The 24,220-nt window shown below is 47.5% G+C and carries 22 protein-coding genes; 10 read left to right on the forward strand and 12 right to left on the reverse strand.

What is annotated here, in order from left to right:
* The first annotated feature begins 55 nt into the window (after positions 1–55).
* The 4 genes from FTT68_RS05030 (at position 56) to FTT68_RS05045 (ending at position 3,610) form a co-directional block, all read left to right on the forward strand.
* Positions 56–880, forward strand: coding sequence for a hypothetical protein (locus FTT68_RS05030; protein WP_180103479.1), 825 nt, complete (start codon positions 56–58; stop codon positions 878–880).
* Between the two features lie 56 nt (positions 881–936).
* On the forward strand, positions 937–1,911 hold the full coding sequence (locus FTT68_RS05035) for an RsiV family protein (RefSeq protein WP_180057103.1): 975 nt from the start codon (positions 937–939) through the stop codon (positions 1,909–1,911).
* Positions 1,911–2,729 (forward strand): TatD family hydrolase, encoded by an 819-nt coding sequence (locus tag FTT68_RS05040; RefSeq protein ID WP_180057104.1) that lies wholly within the window; start codon positions 1,911–1,913, stop codon positions 2,727–2,729. The genes FTT68_RS05035 and FTT68_RS05040 overlap by 1 nt, the downstream gene beginning before the upstream one ends.
* A 107-nt stretch (positions 2,730–2,836) precedes the next feature.
* Complete coding sequence (locus FTT68_RS05045; RefSeq protein WP_005180122.1) at positions 2,837–3,610, forward strand: ThiF family adenylyltransferase; 774 nt, start codon at positions 2,837–2,839, stop codon at positions 3,608–3,610.
* Between the two features lie 54 nt (positions 3,611–3,664).
* On the opposite strand, the gene dusA is transcribed toward FTT68_RS05045, so the two are convergent.
* Complete coding sequence (gene dusA, locus FTT68_RS05050) at positions 3,665–4,687, reverse strand: tRNA dihydrouridine(20/20a) synthase DusA (RefSeq protein ID WP_104470083.1); 1,023 nt, start codon at positions 4,685–4,687, stop codon at positions 3,665–3,667.
* 536 nt (positions 4,688–5,223) lie between these two features.
* Between dusA and FTT68_RS05055 the strand changes: the two genes are divergently transcribed.
* A complete protein-coding gene (locus tag FTT68_RS05055; RefSeq protein ID WP_257226020.1) occupies positions 5,224–5,667 on the forward strand; it encodes a hypothetical protein in 444 nt (147 codons plus the stop codon).
* Between the two features lie 118 nt (positions 5,668–5,785).
* Here FTT68_RS05055 and katE read toward each other — a convergent pair whose 3' ends face one another.
* Together katE and FTT68_RS05065 are read right to left on the reverse strand one after the other, a co-directional pair.
* Positions 5,786–7,912, reverse strand: a complete 2,127-nt coding sequence (katE, locus tag FTT68_RS05060; protein WP_180057108.1) for a catalase HPII — start codon at positions 7,910–7,912, stop codon at positions 5,786–5,788.
* Between the two features lie 18 nt (positions 7,913–7,930).
* The gene (locus FTT68_RS05065) at positions 7,931–9,346 is read right to left on the reverse strand and encodes a hypothetical protein (protein WP_168399035.1); all 1,416 of its coding nucleotides are present in this window, start codon (positions 9,344–9,346) and stop codon (positions 7,931–7,933) included.
* Positions 9,347–9,582: 236 nt separating this feature from the next.
* Here FTT68_RS05065 and FTT68_RS05070 point away from each other — a divergent pair, with 236 nt between their 5' ends.
* Positions 9,583–10,050 (forward strand): CinA family protein, encoded by a 468-nt coding sequence (locus FTT68_RS05070; RefSeq protein ID WP_156189452.1) that lies wholly within the window; start codon positions 9,583–9,585, stop codon positions 10,048–10,050.
* A gap of 130 nt (positions 10,051–10,180) precedes the next feature.
* On the opposite strand, the gene FTT68_RS05075 is transcribed toward FTT68_RS05070, so the two are convergent.
* Entirely contained in the window at positions 10,181–10,465 is a 285-nt protein-coding gene (locus tag FTT68_RS05075; protein ID WP_005180111.1) for a hypothetical protein, read from the reverse strand.
* A gap of 54 nt (positions 10,466–10,519) precedes the next feature.
* On the reverse strand, positions 10,520–10,897 hold the full coding sequence (locus tag FTT68_RS05080) for a hypothetical protein (RefSeq protein WP_005180110.1): 378 nt from the start codon (positions 10,895–10,897) through the stop codon (positions 10,520–10,522).
* Between the two features lie 456 nt (positions 10,898–11,353).
* On the opposite strand from FTT68_RS05080, the gene FTT68_RS05085 reads away from it, so the two are divergent.
* Complete coding sequence (locus FTT68_RS05085) at positions 11,354–11,995, forward strand: hypothetical protein (RefSeq protein WP_005180108.1); 642 nt, start codon at positions 11,354–11,356, stop codon at positions 11,993–11,995.
* Between the two features lie 25 nt (positions 11,996–12,020).
* On the opposite strand, the gene FTT68_RS05090 is transcribed toward FTT68_RS05085, so the two are convergent.
* Both FTT68_RS05090 and FTT68_RS05095 read right to left on the reverse strand, forming a co-directional pair.
* Positions 12,021–13,208: an MFS transporter gene (locus FTT68_RS05090; RefSeq protein ID WP_005180106.1), complete on the reverse strand. Its 1,188-nt coding sequence runs from the start codon at positions 13,206–13,208 to the stop codon at positions 12,021–12,023.
* A 147-nt stretch (positions 13,209–13,355) separates the two neighbouring features.
* Complete coding sequence (locus FTT68_RS05095) at positions 13,356–14,282, reverse strand: DMT family transporter (protein WP_005180104.1); 927 nt, start codon at positions 14,280–14,282, stop codon at positions 13,356–13,358.
* Positions 14,283–15,127: 845 nt separating this feature from the next.
* Between FTT68_RS05095 and FTT68_RS05100 the strand changes: the two genes are divergently transcribed.
* From FTT68_RS05100 to FTT68_RS05110, 3 genes are read left to right on the forward strand one after another with little or no spacing between them, the layout of a single operon-like run.
* A complete protein-coding gene (locus FTT68_RS05100) occupies positions 15,128–16,255 on the forward strand; it encodes a Re/Si-specific NAD(P)(+) transhydrogenase subunit alpha (RefSeq protein ID WP_075174856.1) in 1,128 nt (375 codons plus the stop codon).
* 11 nt (positions 16,256–16,266) lie between these two features.
* A complete protein-coding gene (locus FTT68_RS05105; protein WP_005180100.1) occupies positions 16,267–16,590 on the forward strand; it encodes a proton-translocating transhydrogenase family protein in 324 nt (107 codons plus the stop codon).
* Between the two features lie 3 nt (positions 16,591–16,593).
* Positions 16,594–18,039: an NAD(P)(+) transhydrogenase (Re/Si-specific) subunit beta gene (locus FTT68_RS05110; RefSeq protein ID WP_005180098.1), complete on the forward strand. Its 1,446-nt coding sequence runs from the start codon at positions 16,594–16,596 to the stop codon at positions 18,037–18,039.
* Positions 18,040–18,283: 244 nt separating this feature from the next.
* Here FTT68_RS05110 and rsfS read toward each other — a convergent pair whose 3' ends face one another.
* From rsfS to FTT68_RS05135, 5 genes are all read right to left on the reverse strand, one after another.
* Positions 18,284–18,685: a ribosome silencing factor gene (rsfS, locus tag FTT68_RS05115; protein WP_005180097.1), complete on the reverse strand. Its 402-nt coding sequence runs from the start codon at positions 18,683–18,685 to the stop codon at positions 18,284–18,286.
* Between the two features lie 82 nt (positions 18,686–18,767).
* On the reverse strand, positions 18,768–19,556 hold the full coding sequence (locus FTT68_RS05120) for a hydroxypyruvate isomerase family protein (RefSeq protein WP_127799676.1): 789 nt from the start codon (positions 19,554–19,556) through the stop codon (positions 18,768–18,770).
* Between the two features lie 36 nt (positions 19,557–19,592).
* Complete coding sequence (locus tag FTT68_RS05125; RefSeq protein ID WP_005180090.1) at positions 19,593–20,465, reverse strand: NAD(P)-dependent oxidoreductase; 873 nt, start codon at positions 20,463–20,465, stop codon at positions 19,593–19,595.
* 30 nt (positions 20,466–20,495) lie between these two features.
* Positions 20,496–21,281 (reverse strand): crotonase/enoyl-CoA hydratase family protein, encoded by a 786-nt coding sequence (locus tag FTT68_RS05130; protein ID WP_104470088.1) that lies wholly within the window; start codon positions 21,279–21,281, stop codon positions 20,496–20,498.
* 108 nt (positions 21,282–21,389) lie between these two features.
* The gene (locus FTT68_RS05135; RefSeq protein WP_160240985.1) at positions 21,390–24,200 is read right to left on the reverse strand and encodes an ATP-binding protein; all 2,811 of its coding nucleotides are present in this window, start codon (positions 24,198–24,200) and stop codon (positions 21,390–21,392) included.
* Positions 24,201–24,220 lie beyond the last annotated feature (20 nt).

The following is a 24,220-nucleotide window of genomic DNA, read 5'->3' on the forward strand; positions in this document are numbered from 1 at the left end:
TCTTCGTGAAGCTGTTTTTCTAGGATGGGGAAAATTTCAGGAAGAGAGATCAACAATGCAAACAAAAATCAGTTTTATCGCTTGTGCCGTGCTGGCACTGTCTTTGGGGGGCTGCGACTCATCTTCCCAGAACAATGAATCGGCTGAAGATGCGCGTCCTGAAAAAAATATCTTCCAGCAGGAAAAGGCTGAGGTGCTGCCATTTCTGCAGATTAAGCAGCAGCCGGCAGAGATTGCTTTGCCATTTTGTGAAAAGAAAAACTGTATTGATCTGGATATTCAAACTATTCAGACACAGGATTCATGGCTGAACCAGTGGATTGCCAAAAGTCAGGCCAAGGTGATTCAGGACCAGATCGGGCTGAAACAGGACATGAGCCTGCAGCAGGCGGTGAATGCCTATGTGAAAAAATCTGATGCCTGGCAGGCCGAGTTTGCCAAAAATCCGGCCTATGAACTGGCGCTGTATACCCGGCTAGCCTATCAGCGCAACCAGTATGTGTTATTGCAGATTGGGGTGGATAGCCATCAGGAAACAGTAAAAGTCAAAGAGCGTTATTATTTTTTCGTGGCTGATCGTCAACAGCAGCAGGCTTTAACCGCACTGGATATTATTCAGCCCGAGCAGCAAACTGCGATGCATGCAATCGTGCAGCAGGCCTATCGGCAATGGCTGAAAGAACAGAGTGCAGAGGTGCAAAACACGGCACCGAAAACCTTATATTGGGGACAGGCCGACTGGTTCTTTGATCATGAAGGTATGGGGCTGCATTATCGCACTCATGAAATTGTGAAAGATGGAACGCAGCTTGATATTTACTTAACGAAAGCACAAACTCAACAAGTTGTAAAAGCTGAAATTTATTCGCGCATGTTTTAATAATCAGAACATCCGCTTTGAATCTGGGATGCACAAAAGGCAATAAAGGTTATTCAATGTTAAAGCAAAAAACAGCATGGGTGATGAGTGTCTTGGCCGTGTCCATGGCATTGACCGCATGTCAGCCCAAAAATAATGAACCGAAACAGGAACAGCAGGCGCAGGCCGCAGAAGTTGAACAGCAGGCGCTAAAACTGATTGGCGAGCCGGAAAAGCTGCAGCTGAACTTGCCGGAATGTGAAGGTAAAAACTGCCCGGAGCTTTCTGTTGAGCGTTTGCAGAGTAACCAGCCTTTTGTTGATGAGCAGATTGATCAGTACATTCTTAAAGAACTGAACCAGACCCTAGAAATTGCTCCGGCAGATAAACCTCTGAATGTTGAAGCACCAGCCTCTGCGGCAGAGCCAGCTTCCTCGGCACAGGCACTGACGCAAATTCCAACGCCAAAACAGAAACTGGAACAGCAGGTGCAGCCCTTTATTGCGGCCTTCTTAAGTCTGGATCAGGAAATCAAGGCGCTGAGTGCCAATCATCAGATTAGCCTGATGATTAAACCAAAAATTTTAAACTCGGAAGGGCCGCTGGCCACCGTGGTAGTAAATAGCAGCAGCTATCTGGGCGGTGCACATGGCGCTACTGCGCAAACCTATTTTAATTTTGATCTGGAGCAGAAAAAGCAGGTCAAACTGGCTGACATCTTGCAGCCGAAGCAACGAGCCGCTTTGGAAGCTGCCGCCTATGAAGCCTTTAAGCAATGGGTGGTAGACAGCAAACTGGCCAATAATGTTGCCGAGTACGAGCAGGCCTGGAAATTCAAGCTGTCGGATAATTTCTATCTGGGGCAGCAGGGCCTGATTCTGCAATATGCTGAATATGAAATTGGTCCGTATGTGGTCGGTTTGCCACGGCTGATGATTCCTTATGCAGAGCTGCAGCAGGTGCTGAAAAAACCGTATTTGCCGGCACCCGAAGCGCCAGCCAGCGAAGCCATTACAGCAGCTGCGTCCAGCGCTGACGCGAAAACCATCTAATGGCATTGGCACTGTTTGATACCCATACCCACTTTGATGTGGCGGATTTTGATGCCGATCGGGAGCAACTGGCCTATCAGGCGAAGCAGGCGGGTGTCGAACAGCTGATTTTAATTGGCTTTGTGCAGTCGCGTTTTCAGCAGTTACTGAATACCCATCAATGGCTGAACCGTTTAAGCCAGGCGCCGCGAAGCCATCTGGCACCGGGATTACATCCGTTTTATATCGAGCAGCATCAGCCGCAACATCTGCTGGATGTAGAACAGTTATTGCGTAAACAGGACTGTGTTGCGGTTGGTGAAATTGGCCTGGATACCTTTTTAAAGCAGCATAAACAGCCCGAGCTGTATCAGAAACAGCAAAAGTATTTTACCGCCCAGCTGGAGCTGGCACACCAGTTTCAGCGTCCGGTATTGCTACATATTCGTAAATCCCATGCCGATGTGCTGGCGCTGCTAAAACAGCAGAATTTTAGCTATGGCGGAATTGCCCATGCCTTTAGTGGCGGTGTTGAAGAAGCCAAAGCCTTTATCAAACTGGGTTTTAAAATTGGCGTGACCGGACAAATTACCAATCCGAATGCCAAGAAACTGCATCGGGTGGTGCAGGAATTAGGCCCAGAACATCTGGTGCTTGAAACCGATTGTCCGGATATGACACCGCTGTGCTGCCAGTCCTCGACCGAGCAGCGTACCCGCAATACGCCGGCCAATTTACCTTATGTGCTCGAAGGGCTGGCGCAAAGTTTGCGGATGGAGCAGGCAGCACTGGCCGAGGCGATCTGGCAGAACTCGTTACAGGCTTTACATCTGGCCTAAAATCTAAATCTCTCGCTGCTGTTGCACCGTGCAAAAATCCTTCAATCTCACACGCCATGTGAAAAAACCGTTAAAATAAGCCCTCCTGTATAAGATTTGATTGTGCAATGACTGAACTGCTCCAAGATGATGAATATGATCGCCGTTTTGCCGGTGTTGCCAAAATTTATGGTGAGGACAGCTTTCAGTATTATGCCAACAGTCATGTCATGGTGATTGGTATCGGCGGGGTCGGTTCCTGGGCGGTTGAAGCTCTGGCGCGAACCGGTATTGGTGAGCTGACCCTGGTGGATATGGATGTGGTGGCCGCCTCCAACATCAACCGGCAATTACCGGCCATGAGCAGCACTTTGGGCCATGAAAAAATTGAAATTATGGCCGAGCGTTGCCGTGCCATTAATCCACGCATCAAGATCAACCTGATTGATGATTACCTGACCCCGGACAATGTCAAAGACCTGCTGGCGCATACGCCCGATGTGGTGCTGGACTGTATTGATGATGTCAAAGCCAAGCTGGCGCTGATGCTGTATTGCCGCTTTAATAAAGTGCCGCTGATTGTGTCCGGCGGTGCCGGCGGTAAACTCGATCCGCTGAAAATTCGTGTGGCCGATTTATCTAAAACCGAACAGGACCCGATGCTGGCCAAACTGCGTGCCCAGTTGCGTAGCAAAGGCATCTGTAAAAAGCCGAAAGAGAAGTTCGGGATTACCTGCATCTATTCAATTGATAATCCGTTTTCCAGTGCTGATGTCTGTGCCAGTGCCGGGCTGCGCTGTGGTGGCTATGGTTCGGCGGTAGTGGTTACTTCCAGTTTTGCGATGGTGGCCGTGGCCGAAGTTTTGAAAAAACTCGATCAGCTAAAAGCCAAACAGGCATAATCCGGTTACGATCTGATTCTAAAAAAGCTCAATTGAGGGCTTTTTGTTGATCTTTTAAGGCTGAACAGCGTGTTCCTGCAGATAGTTTTCAGTACGCTGCATCGCGGCCTGAATATTCTGAATGGCCACTTCTACATCTTTTAAGGTTTTGGCATTACCACCACTTAGCGCCTGACGCCATTTGCGTGCGCCCGGCAAGTTTTGGAACAGGCCCAGAATATGACGGGTGATAATCGACAGTGGTGCACCTTCAGCCACGCGCTGTGCGATATATGGCATCATCTGTTGCATAATCTCGAAACGGTCTGGGAGGGGCAGATTCCAGAAATGTCCCAGCTCGGCCAGTAAATACGGATTGTGATAGGCTTCGCGGCCAATCATCACCCCATCGACATGCTGTAAATGCGCCTGTGTTTCTGCCAGGGTTTTAATACCGCCGTTAATTTCAATGATCAGTTCCGGGCGATCCTGCTTTAAACGGTAAACATCTTCATAGCGTAAAGGCGGTACTTCACGGTTTTCTTTGGGTGATAGGCCTTGTAGCAGCGCAATCCGGGCATGCACGATAAAATTATTGCAGCCGGTTTTGGCAACGGTATCGACGAAATGCAGCATTTCTTCATACGAATGCATGTCATCAATCCCGATTCGGTGTTTAACCGTCACTGGAATATCCACCGCATGGCGCATTTCTGCAATACATTCTGCCACCAGATCAGGCTCGGCCATCAGGCAGGCACCAATTTTATTGTTCTGCACGCGGTCACTTGGGCAGCCGACATTCAGGTTAACTTCATCATAGCCCCAGTCTTGCGCCATTTTGCTACAGGTGGCCAGATCTTGAGGATTGGAACCGCCCAATTGCAGCACAATTGGATGTTCTTCCTGATTAAAGTCCAGATGGCGTTTGGCATCACCATGAATAATGGCACCAGTGGTGACCATTTCTGTGTATAAAATCACGTTTGGGTTAAACAGGCGCGCAAAGAAACGATAATCCCGGGTGGTCCAGTCCATCATGGGGGCCACGGAAATTCTTGGCAGTTGGATATTTTCAAGCGTATTTACATTTGACATTCAACAGCAAACCTTGCAACGACGGGAAACAAAACTGAGGCGCTATTCGCACAGATCGGGCAGCACAAGGCAGAGGGTTTTACTCACATCCACCGGGCGTGCAGGGGCGAGATAGTAGCACAAAATCCGGCTGACGAAAAAAGATTGTTGTTGGCTGTCCGAAGGTGGGAGGGTGAATATCCATATTTTAGCTTGCTGCTATTTTAACTGTTATATTGTTAAAATATAAATTATAATTATTGATATTAAGTTTAAGTTATTTTATAAATTAAATGAATACTCCCGAAAATGATCTTTAAATTCAATTAGAATATATAATCAAAATACATATATAATCCTCTTAAGCAAAATAAAAATAATAAAATTAATTCACTGGAAAAATTGACAATCAATTCACAAATTATATTTATTCTTTGATTTATTTTAAAAAATATGTAATTCCAATGTAACAAGACGCACTTTTCTTGCAAAATATCTATTAAATACTACATAAAATTACGCAAAATCCTTCAATATCACTATATTCAGAATAATAAATGGATGATCGTATGCCCCAGTATATTAAACTTTCTGAAATAATCTATAGAAATGTCGAGCGAAATAAGGACTTTAGAGGAGATATTATCAATGATTTAAATATGTTAATGATTGAGCTGCGTGCTGAAATCAAAAAAACACGTCTTAAATTATTGGTCAATTGCATCGACTTTAATGAGCTGATGGTCAACCCTTTATATGCCAACGAGCTGAAACTGGACTTGAGCATTGTGCCGAAAAGCAGCAATAAAGAAGAGTTTATACTCTGGTTGGCGACATTTATTCAGAAAATTACCGTTGATGAAGATCAGCCGAAGACCCCAAAGGGAAAGAAGATCAAAGTGCCCTTAAGGAGCTTAGAACCGCTGGATATTGCAGCCCCTCCACAGATCTCGAGTGACAAGGAGCTGGAGCGGTATCAAGCGGCGCAGATTGCAGATTAAAGTGAGAGGAAAGCACTATGCACATCAAGTTCTAATCTGAATCTCATCCATCTATTCAAACAAAAGGGAAGCCATTGGCTTCCCTTTTGTTGATTCAGCTTGTATGAGTGCAGGACAATTAAGCCGGAATAGATTCTGCAATGGCTTCACGTGCCCAGACCCGGTTGTGACGAATCGCTTCTTTAAAGCCTTCCGCCACATTCTGGAAACTGGCATCGCTAAATACGCCTTCATCTGGCGGTAGACGCAGATGTTCCAGCAGCTCGGCTTTATCCCCTAACAACACCACTGGTTTTAAATGTTTATAGGCTTCAATCACATAATGGCAGGCCACCCCATCGCGCTTAAAGGCATCCAGATTGTTGCCATCCAGCACAATCACTGCATCATACAGCACTGAAGGTTCGGCCTGCTGCATCCCATCAGATGGAATCATGTCATCTTCAATGGTGGTGGTTGGGGCAGGGGTGGGCGTCAGAAAATCCAGCATTACATTTTCTTTTAAGGCCCATTGATGAATCGGCTCAATATTGTCGGTGGCGGCATGAGGATGCACCAGTACCGCGATTTTACGGCCTTCAATATTCGGCGGTAAAAATGCCGTCATGGATAACTTGGCTGAGGTTTTTTCCTCGGGTAGATCAGGCGGCAGCTGGCTTTCATCTAGTGCAATGCCGAGTTTATCGGCGACCATTTTGGCCAGATTGGCATCAATATTGGCCAGCATATTGTGCACCACACGCTCACGGATAGGTTTGCGCTGCACTTTACTCAGCTCAAAGACATAGGCATCGACCACGTGTTTCTGTTCAGGCAGGCTCAGGCTTTTGAAATACAGACGCACTTGCGAAAAGTGATCGCTAAAGGATGGACTGCGCTGACGGATTTTATGCCCGTCAATGCGTTCCTGATAGCTTTCAAAACCGCCACCTTTGGCTGCGGGTGGGGTTTCTCGTGGCCAGTCATTGTCAATCGAGTTGGGCTGATACGCCGCCTGACCGCGATGAACCCGGCTCTGATGGATGCCATCGCGCTGGTTATTGTGAAACGGACACACCGCCTGGTTAATCGGCAGCTGATGGAAGTTCGGACCCCCTAAACGGCTGAGCTGGGTATCGGTATAGGAGAAAATCCGCGCCTGCAGCAGTGGGTCATTGGTGAAGTCGATTCCCGGCACAATATGCGCCGGACAGAAGGCGACCTGTTCGGTTTCATCAAAGAAATTGTCAATATTGCGGTTGAGCACCATCCGGCCAATCGGAATGACCGGCACCAGTTCTTCCGGAATCAGCTTGGTCGGATCAAGCAGGTCGAAGTCAAAGCTCATTTCATCTTCCTGCTCCACAATCTGCACGCCCAGTTCCCATTCCGGATAGAAACCGTTCTCGATGGCCTGATACAAATCGCGGCGATGATAATCCGGGTCTTTCCCGGCAATTTTCTGTGCTTCATCCCAGACCAAGGCGGCCATACCCTGTTTCGGGGTCCAGTGGAATTTCACAAACACCGATTTGTTTTCGGCATTAATAAAGCGGTAGGTATGTACGCCAAAGCCCTGCATACTACGGAAGTTTTTTGGAATACCACGGTCGGAAATGGCCCAGATCACCGCATGTGAGCTTTCTGGCACCAGCGAAACAAAGTCCCAGAAGGTGTCATGTGCACTGGCACCGGTTGGAATTTCGGTATCCGGTTCCGGTTTTAAGGCATGCACAAAATCTGGGAATTTCATGCCATCCTGAATAAAGAACACCGGGGCATTGTTGCAGACCATGTCATAAATGCCTTCCTGGGTATAGAACTTGATGGCAAAGCCGCGAATATCGCGTACCGTATCTGCCGAGCCGCGCGGCCCTTGTACGGTCGAGAAGCGTACAAAGACTGGCGTTTTATGTTCTGGGGTAGTTAGAAAATGGGCTTTGGTATATTTTTCATTGCCCGGATAGGCTTCAAAATAACCATGCGCACCGGTGCCACGCGCATGCACAATACGCTCCGGAATCCGTTCATGGTCAAAGTGGGTCATTTTTTCATGAAAAATAAAATCTTCGAGCAGGGTGGCCCCGCGAATGCCAGCTCTGAGGCTGTTCTGGTTATCGGCAATTTTAACGCCCTGATTGGTGGTGAGCGCCTGTTGTGTCGCATCACTGCGATACGGGTCTAATTGAACGGATTTATCATTATTGTTCTGTCGGTTTGCCGCATCTGCGCCGGCCATTTCACTCGGTTGTTGATCTTTTTTCATTGTTGCTGTTCTCCGTAATTAACTTTTATGATGCATTGGGTCGAGCGCCTGCGACAGCGCCGGGAAAAGGGCCTGGCTGTATTGCTGGGTACACCAGCGTCCGGCATCGCTGGCAGATTTATGCGGGGCCAAATAAGGCAATAGCTGCCGGATTTTGTCGTCAAAAGATGAGGCCTGGGCGTATTTGAGCTGAATTTCTTCCAGCTCCAGCTCGGCCATATAATTAAAGTGGTCGCTGGTTTTAAAATGGTCCGACGTGCTTTGCAGCGCAGATGGGGCAGGATGCTGTACTGCGGCATCTCCCAGAATCCAGTCATAAATAAACTGCTGTTCGGTACGGTTAAACAGCCCGAACATCTGGCTTTCCTGCTGATGAATCAGACGCCAGAATTTACTCTGCTCCGGGTCCTGGCCTAAACGGATCCAGTCGGTTTCCAGCAGCTGCTGGATAAAACCATCCACGCCTTCGACGGTTTCCAGCCATTGGTTGATGCTGCGGTTGGTAAAAATACATTTATTGTCATGAATGAATTTGCCCATCAGGGCTTTATGCTGGAAAATTTTCTGGATAATGTCGTGCAGATGCAGCCGCTGCAGGATTTTTTCTTCGTTCATGCCTTGCTGGCTTAAGGCATAGCCCAGCTGAATCAGGCGCAGATATTGAGCCTGCTGTTTTTCGTCCGGGGCCAGACTGGCAATGGCATGTAGCACAGGCGTATGCCGTGATGTTGAACGCTGCTGTGGCTGAAAACAGCGGGTGTGAATACCGAGTTCTTTTAGTTCATGCGCAATGATCAGCTGATGCAGCGAGCATAGATGTTTACCAATATGAAAGCCTAAGGTCAAAGGCATGAAATCGGTAGGGCAGTACGCCAGTGCCAGCTGAATTGCAGCCTGATGAAAATAGCCATCTTCCAGACCGAGTACAAAGTTATCTAGCTGCAGGGTTTCAAGCAGTGCATTGAACTGATACAGCTGATGCTGCTGCGTGTGACCATAGGCCAGAGCTTGCAGATACAGCTGAATCAGCTCGGTATAGCGCCGGTCATCCCAGTGCTGGCTAAAACTGTAGAGCCAGGCTGCCTGCGCACGCTGGGTAGGGGCAATCTTGATCAGAAACTCATAAGCATCGGACAGGCAGTGAAAATATTCGCGTGGCTGTCCCCAGGCACGGCGCTTTAAATAATATTCAAATTCGAGCTGGGCTTGCTGTTCATGCTGGATCATCCAGTGCTCCAGCTGATCCAGCTGGCGAGGGAAATCGGGTAGGGCCAACGGCAGGGTTTCAATTTCATGTTTTAAACTGAACAGGGCTTTTTGTTGTTTGGCGGTGGGAGCAATATCGGCATCTAAATAAAAGGACACCAGATCAAAATAGGTTTCAGGCACATCATTGAGTATGTCTAATAATCTTTGTTTGACGACCGTTGGCATTATTCTGCTCCATGATTTAACCCTAGAAAACAGTAATCTAGTTGGCTGTAAACTTAAGCCTGAGTTGTGTGCCTTCATGTAAAGTATGTATATGGGCAATTAACCTATAGGTATAAAAATCAGAGGGTTATATTTTTAGTTTTAAAAAATAAATGAAATGTTACTTTTCAGAAAAAAGCACTGAAAAAGAGCTATGTTTAAATCGGAAGGAATAATTATATTCAGGATGGGTATAAATGAATAAATGCTGCCAGTTACTTGCCAAAAAGAAATTAAAAGTCACCTTTATTGAAAGTGCTTCGGCAGGGTATCTGGCCTATCGTTTTTCATTAAATAAAAATTCAGGCGATATTTTAAATGGCAGCTTGGTTTGTTATGACGCCAATTTAAAAGTCAGTATTTTAAAGATCTCAAAGAAATTCCTGGAAAAATACTCTCCAGAATCTGCTGAAGTAACGGAGCAACTGGTTTTAAAAGCCAAACAGATCATTGATTCTGATATTTTTGTTGGCTGTACCGGTTTATTAAAACGTGGTGGCTCTGAAACTAAGGAAAAACCGGTCGGAACATTTTTTTACTGTATTTCGTATCAGAATAAACTGCATCATTATCGCTGTGTATTTAATGGCACCAAAAAGAAAAAACTGGAACAGCTGTCGCGAGCAATTAGTCAGAGTATTATTGATGTGGTCAAGCAAAAATAATAGGGATATATAAATCAAATAGACAACCCAAAATAGAAAATCTGCAGAGATAAAACCCACAGATATAAAAAAGTTATAGGTCATAATGACCTATAACTCTGAACCGTATTAGAACCAGACTGAGGGCAATCTAGTTTCTATCCCAGGCATCTTTAATCGCATGCTTGGCCTGTTCCCATTTTAAGCGAGAATCTGCTTTAAACTCTTCCCAGCGCTGTTTCAGGTCGCCTTCAGAACTTTCAAAGTCGCGATCTGTGCCATATTCACTGCGGGCACGTGTACCGAGGTCATAAGCAGAAGATAAGTCCCGATCATAATCAATATCTGGGATATCTCTTTTAAAATCATTGTAGTAAGGACGGTCTGCATGGTTGTCACGCCAGTACCCATGTGGATCATTTGCGTTGTTGACCATGATCATCTCCTTCGATTATTTATAATAAAAATAAGTGAAAAACAAAAAATGGTTTTACATATCTTCATCATCTAAGAGATTGTTTTGCTGCTGCGCATTCTGGTTATGGCGTTGTTGACCATATTGCTGCGGTTGTTGCTGTTGCTGCTGGCGGTTTTGTTGCTGGCCAGGCTGTTGCTGTTGTTGGCGTAGCTGATCCTGTTGCTGATCATTTTGCTGGCGCTGTTGCTGGTTTTGTTGTTGCTGCTGGTTGCCCTGATGTTGCGGCTGTTGCTGCTGTTGATCTTGCTGGCGTTGCTGATTGCCTTGTTGCTGGTTATTTTGCTGTTGTTGAGGTTGCTGTTGCTGCAGACGGTCTTGTTGCTGCTGCTGATTGCCTTGCTGTTGAGGCTGTTGTTGCTGTTGGTTTGAACCATTGTTTTGATTTTGCATTTGAACACCTCTTTTATAGATATCGACGCTATCGCTAGCGCGCTGAAATCATCTGAGAAAAACAGATAGCTTCTTTTTAACATGAAACATCTCATGAAAAACCCTGGCTCTGTTACATCTTATTTAGTTGTAAGCGGTGATTTTAAGCCAGTATTTTTAATTGGCTGTCCTACATAAGATTTTTAAGAATGTAATCTTTTGTGTAATTACATTTTTCGCGATTTTATATATAACTTTACATTTCTTTATTTTAAGTAGCTGCTAGATAAAATGTGTTTTAAATATATTTTAAGCTTTCAGATTTTTTATTTATTTTATTTAAATAAAAGGAAAATACTCGGATTTATTTATGCTGGAAAATAGACGGGTAATAAATAAATTGAAGGATCAAAAGGTTGAGACAAAATAAAAAAACCATTACATTGATGCAGTAAGACAAGAAAAAGGATAACAAAGATGCTGGTGGTTGAGGAAATTTACCGCAGTAAAAAGAATGAAAATTCGGTGCATTTTAATCTGAAAATACAGCGCAGCCTGAGCTGGTTTAAAAAAGCCCTGAGTCTGGATCAGGAGCTGGATTTTAAATTTATGAGTTTATGGATTGCCTTTCAGGCCATTTACCGTGAAGATGCGGCCAGTCCATCCGCTGCGCAGTTACAGCAGTTTTTTCAGCTTCTGCACCAGCAGGATGAAACCCGAAAAATTGATTATGTGTTATGGGAAAAATACCAGCAGCAGATTCAGGCCCTGTTGGCGCACCCGTATACCCATCCGGAATTTTGGGCCTATCAGCATTTACAGCTCACGCGCGATGAATGGCAGCAGCGCGCTGCCCAAGAGCAGATTGATCTGCAACAGACCTTGCAAAATAAACAGTCGGTGGCCTTGCTAATGGCGGTGTTTAAACGTTTTGACAGTCTGCGTCACCAGTTTGCCAGCGGCGGTGCCAACTATAACAGCCTGTTAAACCGTGACATTCTGGCTGGGGCAACCAGTATTTTTGCTGCCTTAATTCCATCCTTTATTCAGATTCTGCTGGAATATCCGGCCAGTATTGATTCGGCCCAGCCGCATTATCCGATGGTGCAGGTGTCTTAAACCTGCCTGCACGATTTATACAGTTTTAAGCCAGTTGCTGGCGGCGCAGATGTTGCTGATCTAACCAGGCAAAACAGGCCGAGCAGAGCACCAGGGTTAAACCAACCAGACAGCTCATGCTCCAGCCGCCATGATGCCAGGCGTAAATGCCCAGTGCAGAACCGCAGGCGCCGCCAATAAAATAGCTGGTCATATAGACTGCATTCAGGCGTGATTTGGCATCGGGGCGTAAATGGAAAATCACGTTCTGGTTACTGGTATGCACACTGGCCAGTCCCAGGTTAATTAGGCCAAAACCAATAATATAGCTCCATAAATACTGCGCGCCGAAATACAGGAAACTCCAGCTGACCGCCAATAAAGAGAGTCCGGCCCAGGTGATCAGTTTGCCATGACCCCGGTCGGCAATTTTGCCAATTTTTTTGGTAGAGAGTGCGCCAAATACCCCAATTAAGGTGACTAAACCGACTGCGACATCTGGCAGGCCAAAAGAGGAGCCAAGTAACACCGCAATGGTGGAAAACAGCACGCTCATGGCGGCAAAGGCACTGGCACCAATCAGGGCGCGATAGACCAGCCGTTTTTCCTGGCGGATCAGTTGCAGCATCGAATGCAGGATTTTGCCATAGGCCATGCGCGCCGTCGGAATATGTGGCAAGCGTTTTTTCAGAATAATCGCCAGTCCCATCATCAACACGCCACTGATGATATAAATCAGCTGCCAGCCATATAAATTGGATAACAGTCCGGCCAGACTGGTCGACAGTAAAATCCCGACCAGTAAACCACTCATCAGTAGTCCGACCACTTCGCCCATTTTCTCTGGCTTGACCGACATGGTGGCAAACGGAATCAGAATCTGTGCGGCCACTGAAAATAGCCCGGTCATGATGGTGCCAATCCAGAGCATTGGCAGATTCACTGAAAAAGCACATAGAAACAGGCCAAACGCGGCCAGAAACATCAGCAGTGGAATGAATTTGGTTTTATTGACGGTATCGCCAACCGGCACAATAAATAACAGCCCCAGCGCATAGGACACCTGGGCAAACGTCACCGTGAGCGCGACTTGGGATTCCGGCACCTGAAAATAAGTATGAATCGAGTTAATCAGCGGCTGGCAATAATAGTTGGCCCCTGCACATAGACCACAAGCCAGCGCCATAAGCCAGAGCAGGGTTTTATCCTGACTAATATCGGGAGAGGTATTCATACAAGGTCCAGTTCAGGTTAATTCATTCAATCGCATCTTCGGCAATACTGAGCATGACGGCCAAAGACCACCATTTGCAACATCCTTTTTGCATGTGCAAGACACATGCACAGCAGTCCGGAACAGGCTGAGCTGACTGATCATGGATCAGGCCATCAGCTTTTTCTTGGACAGGCTAATCATCATCACCCCAATGATATTGAGGGCGCAACCCAGCCATTGCCAGGCATTTAAATATTCATCTAAAAACAGGGTGGCCAGCACAATGGTCAGAATCGGGCCGATAGAGGCGATCATGGCCGAATGAGCGGCTCCCAGGCGTTCGATACTTTGCATTAATAAAATGGTTGGCAACACCGTGACCAGAATACCCAGTCCAATGCCATAGGCATAGACGCTGCCCGGTAATTGACTCAGCCGTTGTAGTGGCTCCGGTACGGCCAGCAGATAATGCAGTAAGGTGCCGAAACAGGCCACACTTAGCGCCAGGCCGGTAAAATTCCAGCTGCCAAATTTCTGGATCAGCCGCGGCGTCACCAGTAAATAGGCGGCAAAAGCCACCGCACTGGCAAATACCAGACTGGCACCGAGCCAGAAGGAATGGCCATCTGGCATGTTTTGCTGTTCTTGTAACATCACCAGTACCGTTCCACCATAACTGAGCAGCAAGGCTAGTATCGTTTTCAGGCTTAAGCGCTGCTTGTAGATCAGGCTGCTGGCTAGAACGGTTAAGGTGGGATACAGAAACAGGATAATCCGTTCCAGTGAGGCGCTAATAAACATGAGCCCCAGAAAGTCGAGCCAGCTGGCAAAATAATAGCCGAGCAGCCCGGCAGCCACGAGCAGTATCCATTCGCGCAGCTGAATCTGGGTATTGCGATGCCGGTTAAACCAGCAGATCAGCAGGAAAAACGGCAGTGCGCTGGCCATCCGCAGGGTCATTAAGGTGGTGGCATCCACCAGAGGTGAAAGTGCGTAGGCTTGCTTGATAAAAATAGCTTTGGTGCTAAATAAAAAGGCCGCGCATAGTGCAAACAGTGAACCTAACTGCGTTCTGGTCAAGGAAATGGACATATTCAGAGCAATTTAATCAATAGAGTAGGTGTCACCAGATTTTCATGCGTTGAGTATAAGCTGTCTGCTCGAAGAAATGAATGTATAAAGATAGGCTTTATTCTCATTTTATGAAAATTTTAAGATGGTTTATTTCAGGCAAAGATCTATTGATGTCTTGCGGGCAATTGTTGCACAAAAATAGTGCAAAATACGCAAATTTAAGCAGTTGCACTGCTTTATTCATCATCAGGCAAAATGATCAATAAAAAAACTTTTAATTTTTTATCGCGCTTTTACCGCCAGATGTATAGGTTAAGGCCAGATCAGCGGGCAGGAAATCATTTAGCCAATCGGTGCATTTGCCGCAGGATTTACTTTTCTACCCGAACATTGGGCAGTTTTGACCAATTTATCCCGGATTCTTCTGTGATTAAGATGTCATTTCAGCCAATCATGAACTGGATGTTCATTTTTTGCTGCGAAAAAGCCGTTCATTATTGGTATTTATCAGCCTGTTGTAAGCCGGCTCTACACGATAAGATTTGTCAAAACAATCAATTTTAAGGAAAGAAAAAACAGAACGGGACGTAATTCGCTGTAAAAAGTCAGGAGCTGTGCTGAAAATTTATACATATTATTTCCAGATCAGGGCCATGAAGAATATAAAGCCAAACTGATCAATTGTATCTGCCACCCTTCTTTTTATGAATCATCAGTTCAAAATATGGGTATTTATTAAATAAATATTGGGTGGTAATTTAAAAAAGTTCAATTAGAATCCAAAAATTCAACAAGAACATAACCTGAGGGGAAGCATCGTTTTGGCGATGTTTACTTAAGAAAAATTAGCTTGAGGAACGCTCATGCAGATCGGAATCCCAACCGAAACTGTCGTCGGTGAAAATCGTGTCGCTGCAACGCCAGAGACAGTAAAGAAGTTGATCAACGCGGGTCATAGCGTGGTTATTGAACGTGGTGCAGGCTTAAAAGCTGCCTATATCGATAGCGCCTATGAGCACGTGGGTGCCAAAATTACGGATGATGCCTATACCGGCAGTCAAATAATTTTGAAAGTTCGCGCACCGAAAGGTGAGGAAATTCAAAAACTTGCTCCTAACTCTACCGTGGTGGCAATGTTTGACCCATACCGCAATACTGAACTTGACCAATTTGCTGCACAGCAGGTGTCTGCATTTGCCCTGGAATTATTGCCACGAACTTTGTCCCGTGCGCAAAACATGGATGTGCTGTCCTCACAAGCCAACCTGGCCGGTTATAAATCGGTATTGCTGGCTGCAGCTGAATACCAGCGTATGTTCCCGATGCTGATGACCGCAGCAGGGACAGTCAAACCTGCCCGTGTCGTGATCATGGGGGTGGGTGTTGCCGGCTTGCAAGCGATTGCGACCGCAAAACGTCTGGGTGCGGTGGTGGAAGCCACTGACCTGCGTCCAACTGCCAAAGATCAGGTTGAATCTCTGGGCGGGAAATGGCTAGACGTGCCGATGTCTGAAGAAGAACAGCAAAAAGCTGCTGATGCCGCCAAAAACGGCTATGGCTGGATGCCGGGCGAACAGTACATCAAAGATCAGGCCATTATTGTCGATAAAGCCGTTTCCAATGCTGACATCGTGATTACCACAGCGCTGTTACCAGGTCGTGATGCACCGCGTTTAATCAAGGCGGAAACTGTGGCCAAGATGAAACCGGGTTCAGTCATTCTGGATATGGCGGTAGAAACGGGTGGTAACGTTGAAGGTTCTCAATGTGGTGAAACCGTTGTCACTGAAAATGGCGTGAAAATTCTCGGTATTCCAAATATTCCGTCGACGGTCTCTACTGAAGCATCGGCGCTGTATGCACGTAATGTGCTGAATTTTGTGGAAACCCTTTTTGATAGCGAAAAGAACTTTGCCATCAGTCAGGAAGATGAGATTCAAAAAGCCCTACTGGTTACGCACGGCGGCCAAGTGCTGTTGAAACGAGGTTAAGGAGAACAGTCATGGTTGAAACAATTACAATTTTTGTCCTGGCCATTTTCGTAGGTTACTACGTGGTTTGGGGGGTTACACCTGCATTGCATACGCCACTGATGGCAGTAACCAATGCGTTGTCTTCGATCATTATCGTGGGGGCGATGATTCAAACGGTCGGCTTGCCTGTGTTAGGTGTGGATGCCAATGTGCAGTTCCAGAGCATTAACGTGGTGAGCGTACTTGGTGCGATTGCAGTATTCCTGGCCAGTATTAATATTTTCGGTGGCTTCGCAGTGACTGCGCGTATGCTGGAAATGTTTAAACCAAAACAAAAGAAAAAAGAGGGCTAATTGATGGAATTTATTCGAGACTATGCGGATTGGTTCTACCTGATTGGGGCTGTCCTCTTTATTTTAACTTTACGAGGCTTGTCTGGGCCAAAAACGGCGATTGCTGGTAACCGTTACGGCATGATCGCCATGGCGATTGCCGTATTGACTACCTTCTTTGTGGCGGATCATCCGGTTATCTGGATGATTGTGGGGGCGATGATTCTGGGTGCCATTGTCGGGATTGCCCGTGCGCGTACCGTACCGATGACGCAAATGCCAGAAACTGTAGCACTGATGCACTCACTGGTCGGTCTGGCGGCGGTGTTAATTGCAATTGCAGCGATTATTCATAACAACAAGCTGGTTGAACTGGGTCCAGAGCTGTTGGCAGCCAATGGCGTCAGCTTCCATGAAATGAGCAAAGTGCATTTGTTTGAATTGTTCGTGGGCTGTTTTGTTGGTGCGATTACCTTTACTGCATCGGTATTTGCTTACGGTAAACTGGCAGCGAAAAAATGGGCCAAGACCATTTCGGGTGGCTGGGTTAAACCGGTTCAGGCACTGATTTTCATTGCCATGCTGGGCTTTGGGATTCACTTCTTCTTAAGCGGTAGCATGACCTCGTTCTGGGCCATGACCGCACTGGCTTTAGCCTTTGGCTGGGTCTGGATTGCCCCAGTCGGTGGTGGCGACATGCCGGTGGTGGTATCACTGCTCAACTCCTTCTCGGGCTGGGCGGCAGCAGGGATTGGTTTTACCTTGGAAAACAACATGCTGATTGTGGCGGGTTCACTGGTTGGTTCATCAGGTGCAATTCTGTCGTACATCATGTGTAAAGCCATGAACCGTTCAATCATCAACGTTTTGTTTGGTGGTGCGATGGGTGGGGCGGCAGCGCCTACCGCAGGTGCGGGTGAGCAGGTACAGCGTAACTACCGTTCAGGTTCTGCAGATGATGCTGGCTTCTTAATGTCCAATGCGGACAGCGTGGTGATTGTGCCGGGTTATGGTATGGCACAAGGCCGTGCGCAAAATGCGGTGAAAGAACTGGCCAACTTGCTGAAAGAGCAGGGTGTAACGGTGCGTTTTGCGATTCACCCGGTGGCGGGTCGTATGCCAGGTCACATGAACGTCTTGCTTGCTGAAGCCGACGTGCCGTATGAAGACATTCTGGAAATGGACGAGATTAACTCGGACTTCCCGGCAACGGATGTGGTATTGGTGATAGGTGCTAACGACGTAGTCAACCCGGCAGCCAAAGACGATCCAAACTCGCCAATTTACGGTATGCCAATTCTGGAAGCACATAAAGCACGTACCATTATGGTGATCAAGCGCTCAATGGCGACTGGTTATGCAGGTCTGGACAATGACCTGTTCTATAACGACAAGACTATGATGGTCTTCGGTGATGCCAAGAAAGTGGTTGAAGACATGACCAAAGCGATTAACGGTACGGGTCACTAAGACGTCCGATACCCGCGTTCAAAATCCCCCTCGATTGAGGGGGATTTTTTATATCTGTGACTAAATAGAGTCTTTTTCGTTACATACGATGAAAGCGTTGAGATGGGGGGTGAGAGGCACGACCAAGTGGTTTAAGTTCAGCTATTGGGAAGTGGAAAAATCAGTCGGTGTCTGGATTCAGCTGTGACCAGCTCTTATTTTGACCCAATAAAAAAGCGACCTTCAGGTCGCTTTTTGGGAAATCTTAGTTTACAGATTCAGGTGCTGTACGCCATAAGCTTTCTAGGTCGTAGAACTTACGGGCAGTTGGAAGCATGACATGTACCACCACGATACCCAGATCAATCAAGATCCATTCAGCATCGCGTTCACCTTCCATACCAATCGGGCGGAAGCCTGCTTTACGTGCTTCTTCAGCAACGTTATCAGCAAGAGATTTAACATGACGGGTTGAGGTGCCGCTAGCAATCACAATAGCATCTGCAACATTGCTGATGCTGCTAACATCAAGCTCAACAATTTCTTTGGCTTTTACATCTTCAAGGGCATCGCGCACAACTTGCAGGCAAGCGTGTACGTCATTGTTTGGGGAAGTCATTGCGAGATCGTGAGAATTAGAAGCGCCGGGCGATGGTTCTAAATTCATAAAGGGTATAATTTCCTGACAATTATTCATTGTCTAATATAGCGGCTTTGAGCCTAAATTTCAAATCTATGACAGTGCCGAATTATTGATATTCGGCAAAGTATTTGTTTTTCCACGCAAAGGAATTTGCTGAATCTTTGCTCGGTCGATATTCCGCCGCCACATAGCCTGCATAGTTACTGTGTTTGAGCCAGTCAAACACTTCCGCAAAGGCAATATCGCCGGTATCCGGTTCATGACGACCCGGGCAGTCGGCAAACTGGATATGGCCAATCTGTTGGATATTCTCGATCAGTCCTTCCAGTACGTTTTCACCCATCATGGCCATGTGATAGCAGTCATACTGCATTTTTAGCGCCGGATGTTGCACCGCTTCAAGCATCTCTTGGGCCTGGGCAATGTTCTGTACTAAAAAGCGCGGCATGTCGGTGCCATTAATCATTTCCATTACCGGCTGGATCTGCTGGCTGCTAAGCATATGGCTGGCCATTTTCAGGTTCTCGGCCAGTGTTCTGAGGCAAGGCAGCAGATCGGCATCCTGGGGCTGTTTACCAGCCAGAATATTGACACTTGGCACTTTGAGTGCAACCGCGTATTCAATGGCCTGTTCAACGGCATGACGAAACTCGATTTCCTTGCCCGGCACACCGGCCAGCCCGTTGCCGCCTTGCATTAAATCTCCGGCCGGAACATTAATCAGGCACAGCGTCAGTTCATGCAAGGTTAGCTGGCTTTGAATCTGCGCAATGCTCAGTTCATACGGAAACTGGATTTCAACATGCTGGAAGCCGTGTTGTCTGGCCAGTGCAAAGCGCTCAAGTAGCGGCACTTCAGTAAAAATCATAGAAAGATTTACGGCAAGTTTCGTCATAAACAATGTCCTGCATTCCCTGTGCAAAGGGTGAAATTAAGTGGTCTGTTCCACCTGTTGAATGACCGTGGATAAATCTGCTTCCGCAAAGCCTTTGGCCTGATGCGCTTGCAGTTGTTGCAAAGCTTGCTGTGCCACCGGAATATTCAGCTGATAATGCGCAGCCAGGGTCAGGGCATTGTTCAGGTCTTTGGACAGGGTCTGGACTTTCCACTGCACCGGTTCAAAGCTATGACTGGCCATGCGCGGGGTTAGAATCTGAAACGGTTTGGAGTCAGCAAATCCACCGGCCAGTGCGGGTGCCAGTAAAGTGGTGTCCACCCCAGCTTGAGCTGCAAGCGCGACAGCTTCGGCAATCAGGGTACTGTTGGCCGCGACAATCAGCTGATTACAGATTTTGGTGGCCTGTCCGGTGCCACTGGCGCCCATACGGGTCACGCGCTGTGAGAGCACATTATAAATCAGGGTTAATTTTTCAATGGTGGCGGCATCACCGCCGGCAAAGATAACCAGGGTGCCTTGTTCTGCGCCCGCTGTGCCGCCCGACACTGGTGAATCAATCCACTTCACCTGCTGACGGGCTGCCTGTTCAGCCAGTGTCAGGGTTTTATCCACAGACAGGCTGGAGAAATCCACAATCACTTGCTTGGCCTGTAAATGCGGCTGAATCTGCTCAAAAACGGCTTGGACTGCATTGTCATCGGCCAGGCAGCTTAAAATTACCGGATATTGACCAATCTTTTCTAGGGCCAGTGCTTCAGCACCCATGTCCAGCAGTTCCTCACAGGCAGCAGCAGTGCGGTTCCAGACCGCGACCCGAAAACCGGCATGAATCAGACGTGCTGCCATGCGTGTGCCCATTAAGCCCATACCCAGAAAGGCGATGGGCGTATTGCGATCAAAACTCATGCTTCTCTTCCCGATCTTGATGCTCTGTGCTTAGTTAAATTGACGCGGTAAAAAACTGGTGTCAGGTTGCTTGTCTTTTTTACGCGCCAGTTGACTGTTTTTGCCAAGCAGTAATTTCAGCTGCCAGATTTTTTCCAGACGTAAGGATTTTTGTGGATTATGTTCCATGGCATCTAGCACCTGTTTGGCCGCAGCCAGCGCATCCGGAGAACGCTGCGCCAGTTCCTGCGCCAGAATCTGGGCATGATCCAGTGGTGTGTCACTTAAGTGGGTGACTAAGCCAATTTCTTTGGCATATTGCGCTTCAAAAATACGGGCGGTGAGGGTCAGTTCTTTGGCCAGGTCCAGGCCAATCAGGCCTTTTAAAGAGCGGCTCAGACCCATATCCGGTACCAGCCCCCAGCGGCTTTCCATAATTGACATCTGGGTTTTAGGATGGGCAATACGAATATCTGCTGCCAGTGCCAGTTGCATCCCGGCTCCAAAACAGTAACCTTCAATCGCAGCAATCACAGGGACGGGCAATTCCTGCCAGATCAGAAAGGCTTTTTGAAACAGGCTCTGGCCGGGTTTGAGTAATTCCCAGGCGGCAAAGGCACGATTTTGCGGATTGTTTAAATCGGCCAGATCAATACCGGCACTAAACACTTCGGCTTCACCGGTCAGAATGACGCAGCGCAAGCTGCGGTCTTTTTTTAGCTGCCGGGCAGTTTTGACCAGCTGTTTTAATAATGCAAAGCTCATGGCATTGCGTTTTTCCGGGCGATTCAGTCGCACAATGGCAATGCCGTTATTTTTTTCTACCTGTATGGTCATGGTCTAAACTCTTATTTTTCCTCTGTTGAGCATAGCATGCAGATACGCATGATACATGACAGGGCAGTCACATCCATCTTTCAAGACCCTGACTTTAGTCGAGTCAGACTACTGCGTGTGCTTGTTTAGAATCTGCTCGGCGGCATGTTCAACCTGAGCAATCACGGCTTGTAATTCATCAAAGCGTCTTAGCACTTCCTGAATAAAGGCATCATCGGCTTTACGGCGTTCTTTACGTAAGGTCGAAACAAACTGCTCAAAAGAACCGGTGGCTTCCTGCAGGCTTGGGGTGCCGACATAACGGGTGGCGCCATACAGGCGATGCAGCACATGCTCCAGTTGCGGGAAATCTTCCAGTTCAATCAGCTGCTGCATTTCATGCAGTTCGGTGGCAAAGCTGTCGAGCAGCATACGCAGCAGATCCAGTGCCAGATCTTCCTTGTTGGCGGCCAGCATCAGGCTTTGCTGCCAGTCAAGAACCAGCGGATCGAGTGCTTCAATTACCACGGCTTTTTCCACTGCCGGCACCTTGTTAAAGTTTTCAGTGGTCCAGTGGGTCAGAATCTGGATGATCTGTTCAATCTGGATTGGCTTGGTGACGTAATCATCCATGCCGACTTTCAGCAGGTTCTGTTTTTCATCGGCCAGCGCATGCGCGGTCAGGGCGATAATTGGCAGGCGTTTATGCTTGTCGAGGGTGGACTCCAGCGAGCGGATGGCGCGGGTGGTATCAATCCCGGACATCACCGGCATCTGAATATCCATAAACACCAGATCAAACGGTTTGGCATCCTGTTCAATCCGCTCTTGCAGGATATTCAGGGCTTCCTGACCGCTCAGCGCTTTGGTGGTGGTGACATTCAGTTCACCTAACAAGGCTTCTAAAACAATCAGGTTTGGCAAGTGGTCATCTACCGCCAGCACATGCAGCCCCTGTCCATCAAAGACTTCGGTGCCTGTATCTTCAAACGGATTTTCATTGTTTAGTAACTGGATTAGCGCGCCACGGCTTAAAGGCTGATACAGCGGGCGGGTGCGATATTCATTCAGCATGCTTGGATCAAGCGCCATCTGGTAGCCGTAAATGGCCAGATTGCCCTGATAGCGGCTGCGAATTTCTTTCAGTAAGGCTTCGGTGTCACCGCTATGATCGACAATTAACCAGGTGTCTTCTTCCGGTGTAGACAGGTGATTGAGTCGGCTGAATAAGTCCAGAATCGAAGTGGTTTCGGTATGCTGGACCTGATAATTTTCCAGATAGTGACGCAGCACATTGGCGGTTGCCGGATGCGCCAGATAGGACACCACATGCTTGTTGGCAAAGCGTGGGTGCACAATAATTTCATCCTCATCAATGCTGAATACGGCAGTAAACCAGAAGGTCGAGCCTTTTTCAGTCGGTGCGCGTTCCTGGTTGTCTTCAAAGCCAATCTGGCCCCGCATTAAATGTACCAGCTGCTTGGAAATCGCCAGACCCAGACCGGTCCCGCCAAACTGACGGGTCACAGAAGCATCGCCTTGCGAGAAGGATTCAAACAGTTTTTTCCGGTCGGTGCCGCTTAAACCAATACCGCTGTCCTGCACGCTAAAATGAATCATGCTCTGACCGATATCTTCATGTTCAATGCGCGCACGTACAATAATTTCACCATCCGGGGTGAATTTAATGGCATTGGAAATCAGGTTGGTCAGCACCTGCTTAAAGCGCAGGGCATCGCCAATCACATGCTTTGGCACGTTGTCAGCATAATAAAAGGCCATCGCAATCTGCTTCTGCGCGGCCAGCGGCGACAGCATGTCCATTACATCATAAATGGCTTCTTCCAGATCAAAAGGTGCGGTTTCCAGTTCCAGTTTGCCGGCATCAATTTTCGAGAAATCCAGTACATCGTTAATCAGCGCCAGCAGATGCGCCGAGGATTTGCGAATGGTTTGCAGATACAGGTTCTGCTCATTGCTGAGATTACCCTGGCGCAGTAATAAATGGATAAAGCCATCAATACTGTTCAGCGGAGTACGTAATTCATGGCTGATGTTGGCCAGGAAGACCGATTTGGACTGGTTGGCTGAAATCGCCTGGTCACGTGCCTGACGGTAAGTAATGTTCTGGACTTCCAAGGTATCTAGGGTGCGGCGCAAGTCATCTTCGGTCTGTTCGGTATGTTCTTTTAGTTCCAGAAAGCTGAAATGCAGACGCTTGACCACATTGGCAATATCACGCTGCAATAAACGCAGCTCGCCGGTACTGTTAATTACCATGTGCTGATCTAGCGTGTCGGCATTCAGGCGTTGCAGTTGCATACGGATTTCGTACATTGGCGCAATCCAGCGACGCGAATAGAAATTCAGGCACAGCAACAGCAGCATCAGGGTCAGCAGGCCGGTGGCAATCAGCACGGTCATGACCCGATAACGGGCAATTTCCAGAGGCTGATTGTCCAGCTCGATTAGCAGCCAGGCATACTGGCTCTGGCTTTCATCAATGCGTAAACCATAGACATGGCTGTCTTTATGCTGAATGGGGCCAAAGAAGGCGGCATCGCGCGGAAAACTGGGCCAGCCGGCCTGATCCTGATAGCCCATACTCAGGCGGCTACGACCTTGGGAATCAATAATGGCAGTCCGAAGTAAATGCTTTTCATTGAGCAGGTCCTGCATATAGCTGCGTGCCTGCTCATATTGCCAGGGAAAGGTGTTGAGCTGCTGCAAGGCCACTTCAGACGGCATTTCATAGCGGGTTAAAATTGCAATCGCCATCTGCTTTTGCTGGGCGCGCGCTGCATTCGAGGTTTCGGTCAGAACCAGCCCTGCACCGACCGCCGCCAGCACCATAATGGGCACAAATATCAGGGCAATCAGTTGCCCATAAGCATGATTTAAATGTAGGCGCTTAAATAACTTTTTATTGATATTTGACATGGTTAAAGCAGTTTATTCGT

The sequence above is a fragment of the Acinetobacter sp. Q85-2 genome, assembly GCF_013420555.1.
Classification (GTDB): Bacteria; Pseudomonadota; Gammaproteobacteria; order Pseudomonadales; family Moraxellaceae; genus Acinetobacter; species Acinetobacter indicus.

Bases quoted from the DNA above. Each gene is read 5' to 3' on its own strand.
- FTT68_RS05030 (WP_180103479.1), top strand. From the start codon at position 56: ATGCAAACAAAAATCAGTTTTATCGCTTGTGCCGTGCTGGCACTGTCT.
- FTT68_RS05035 (WP_180057103.1), top strand. From the start codon at position 937: ATGTTAAAGCAAAAAACAGCATGGGTGATGAGTGTCTTGGCCGTGTCC.
- FTT68_RS05040 (WP_180057104.1), top strand. From the start codon at position 1,911: ATGGCATTGGCACTGTTTGATACCCATACCCACTTTGATGTGGCGGAT.
- FTT68_RS05045 (WP_005180122.1), top strand. From the start codon at position 2,837: ATGACTGAACTGCTCCAAGATGATGAATATGATCGCCGTTTTGCCGGT.
- dusA (WP_104470083.1), bottom strand. From the start codon at position 4,687: ATGTCAAATGTAAATACGCTTGAAAATATCCAACTGCCAAGAATTTCC.
- FTT68_RS05055 (WP_257226020.1), top strand. From the start codon at position 5,224: ATGGATGATCGTATGCCCCAGTATATTAAACTTTCTGAAATAATCTAT.
- katE (WP_180057108.1), bottom strand. From the start codon at position 7,912: ATGAAAAAAGATCAACAACCGAGTGAAATGGCCGGCGCAGATGCGGCA.
- FTT68_RS05065 (WP_168399035.1), bottom strand. From the start codon at position 9,346: ATGCCAACGGTCGTCAAACAAAGATTATTAGACATACTCAATGATGTG.
- FTT68_RS05070 (WP_156189452.1), top strand. From the start codon at position 9,583: ATGAATAAATGCTGCCAGTTACTTGCCAAAAAGAAATTAAAAGTCACC.
- FTT68_RS05075 (WP_005180111.1), bottom strand. From the start codon at position 10,465: ATGGTCAACAACGCAAATGATCCACATGGGTACTGGCGTGACAACCAT.
- FTT68_RS05080 (WP_005180110.1), bottom strand. From the start codon at position 10,897: ATGCAAAATCAAAACAATGGTTCAAACCAACAGCAACAACAGCCTCAA.
- FTT68_RS05085 (WP_005180108.1), top strand. From the start codon at position 11,354: ATGCTGGTGGTTGAGGAAATTTACCGCAGTAAAAAGAATGAAAATTCG.
- FTT68_RS05090 (WP_005180106.1), bottom strand. From the start codon at position 13,208: ATGAATACCTCTCCCGATATTAGTCAGGATAAAACCCTGCTCTGGCTT.
- FTT68_RS05095 (WP_005180104.1), bottom strand. From the start codon at position 14,282: ATGTCCATTTCCTTGACCAGAACGCAGTTAGGTTCACTGTTTGCACTA.
- FTT68_RS05100 (WP_075174856.1), top strand. From the start codon at position 15,128: ATGCAGATCGGAATCCCAACCGAAACTGTCGTCGGTGAAAATCGTGTC.
- FTT68_RS05105 (WP_005180100.1), top strand. From the start codon at position 16,267: ATGGTTGAAACAATTACAATTTTTGTCCTGGCCATTTTCGTAGGTTAC.
- FTT68_RS05110 (WP_005180098.1), top strand. From the start codon at position 16,594: ATGGAATTTATTCGAGACTATGCGGATTGGTTCTACCTGATTGGGGCT.
- rsfS (WP_005180097.1), bottom strand. From the start codon at position 18,685: ATGAATTTAGAACCATCGCCCGGCGCTTCTAATTCTCACGATCTCGCA.
- FTT68_RS05120 (WP_127799676.1), bottom strand. From the start codon at position 19,556: ATGACGAAACTTGCCGTAAATCTTTCTATGATTTTTACTGAAGTGCCG.
- FTT68_RS05125 (WP_005180090.1), bottom strand. From the start codon at position 20,465: ATGAGTTTTGATCGCAATACGCCCATCGCCTTTCTGGGTATGGGCTTA.
- FTT68_RS05130 (WP_104470088.1), bottom strand. From the start codon at position 21,281: ATGACCATACAGGTAGAAAAAAATAACGGCATTGCCATTGTGCGACTG.
- FTT68_RS05135 (WP_160240985.1), bottom strand. From the start codon at position 24,200: ATGTCAAATATCAATAAAAAGTTATTTAAGCGCCTACATTTAAATCAT.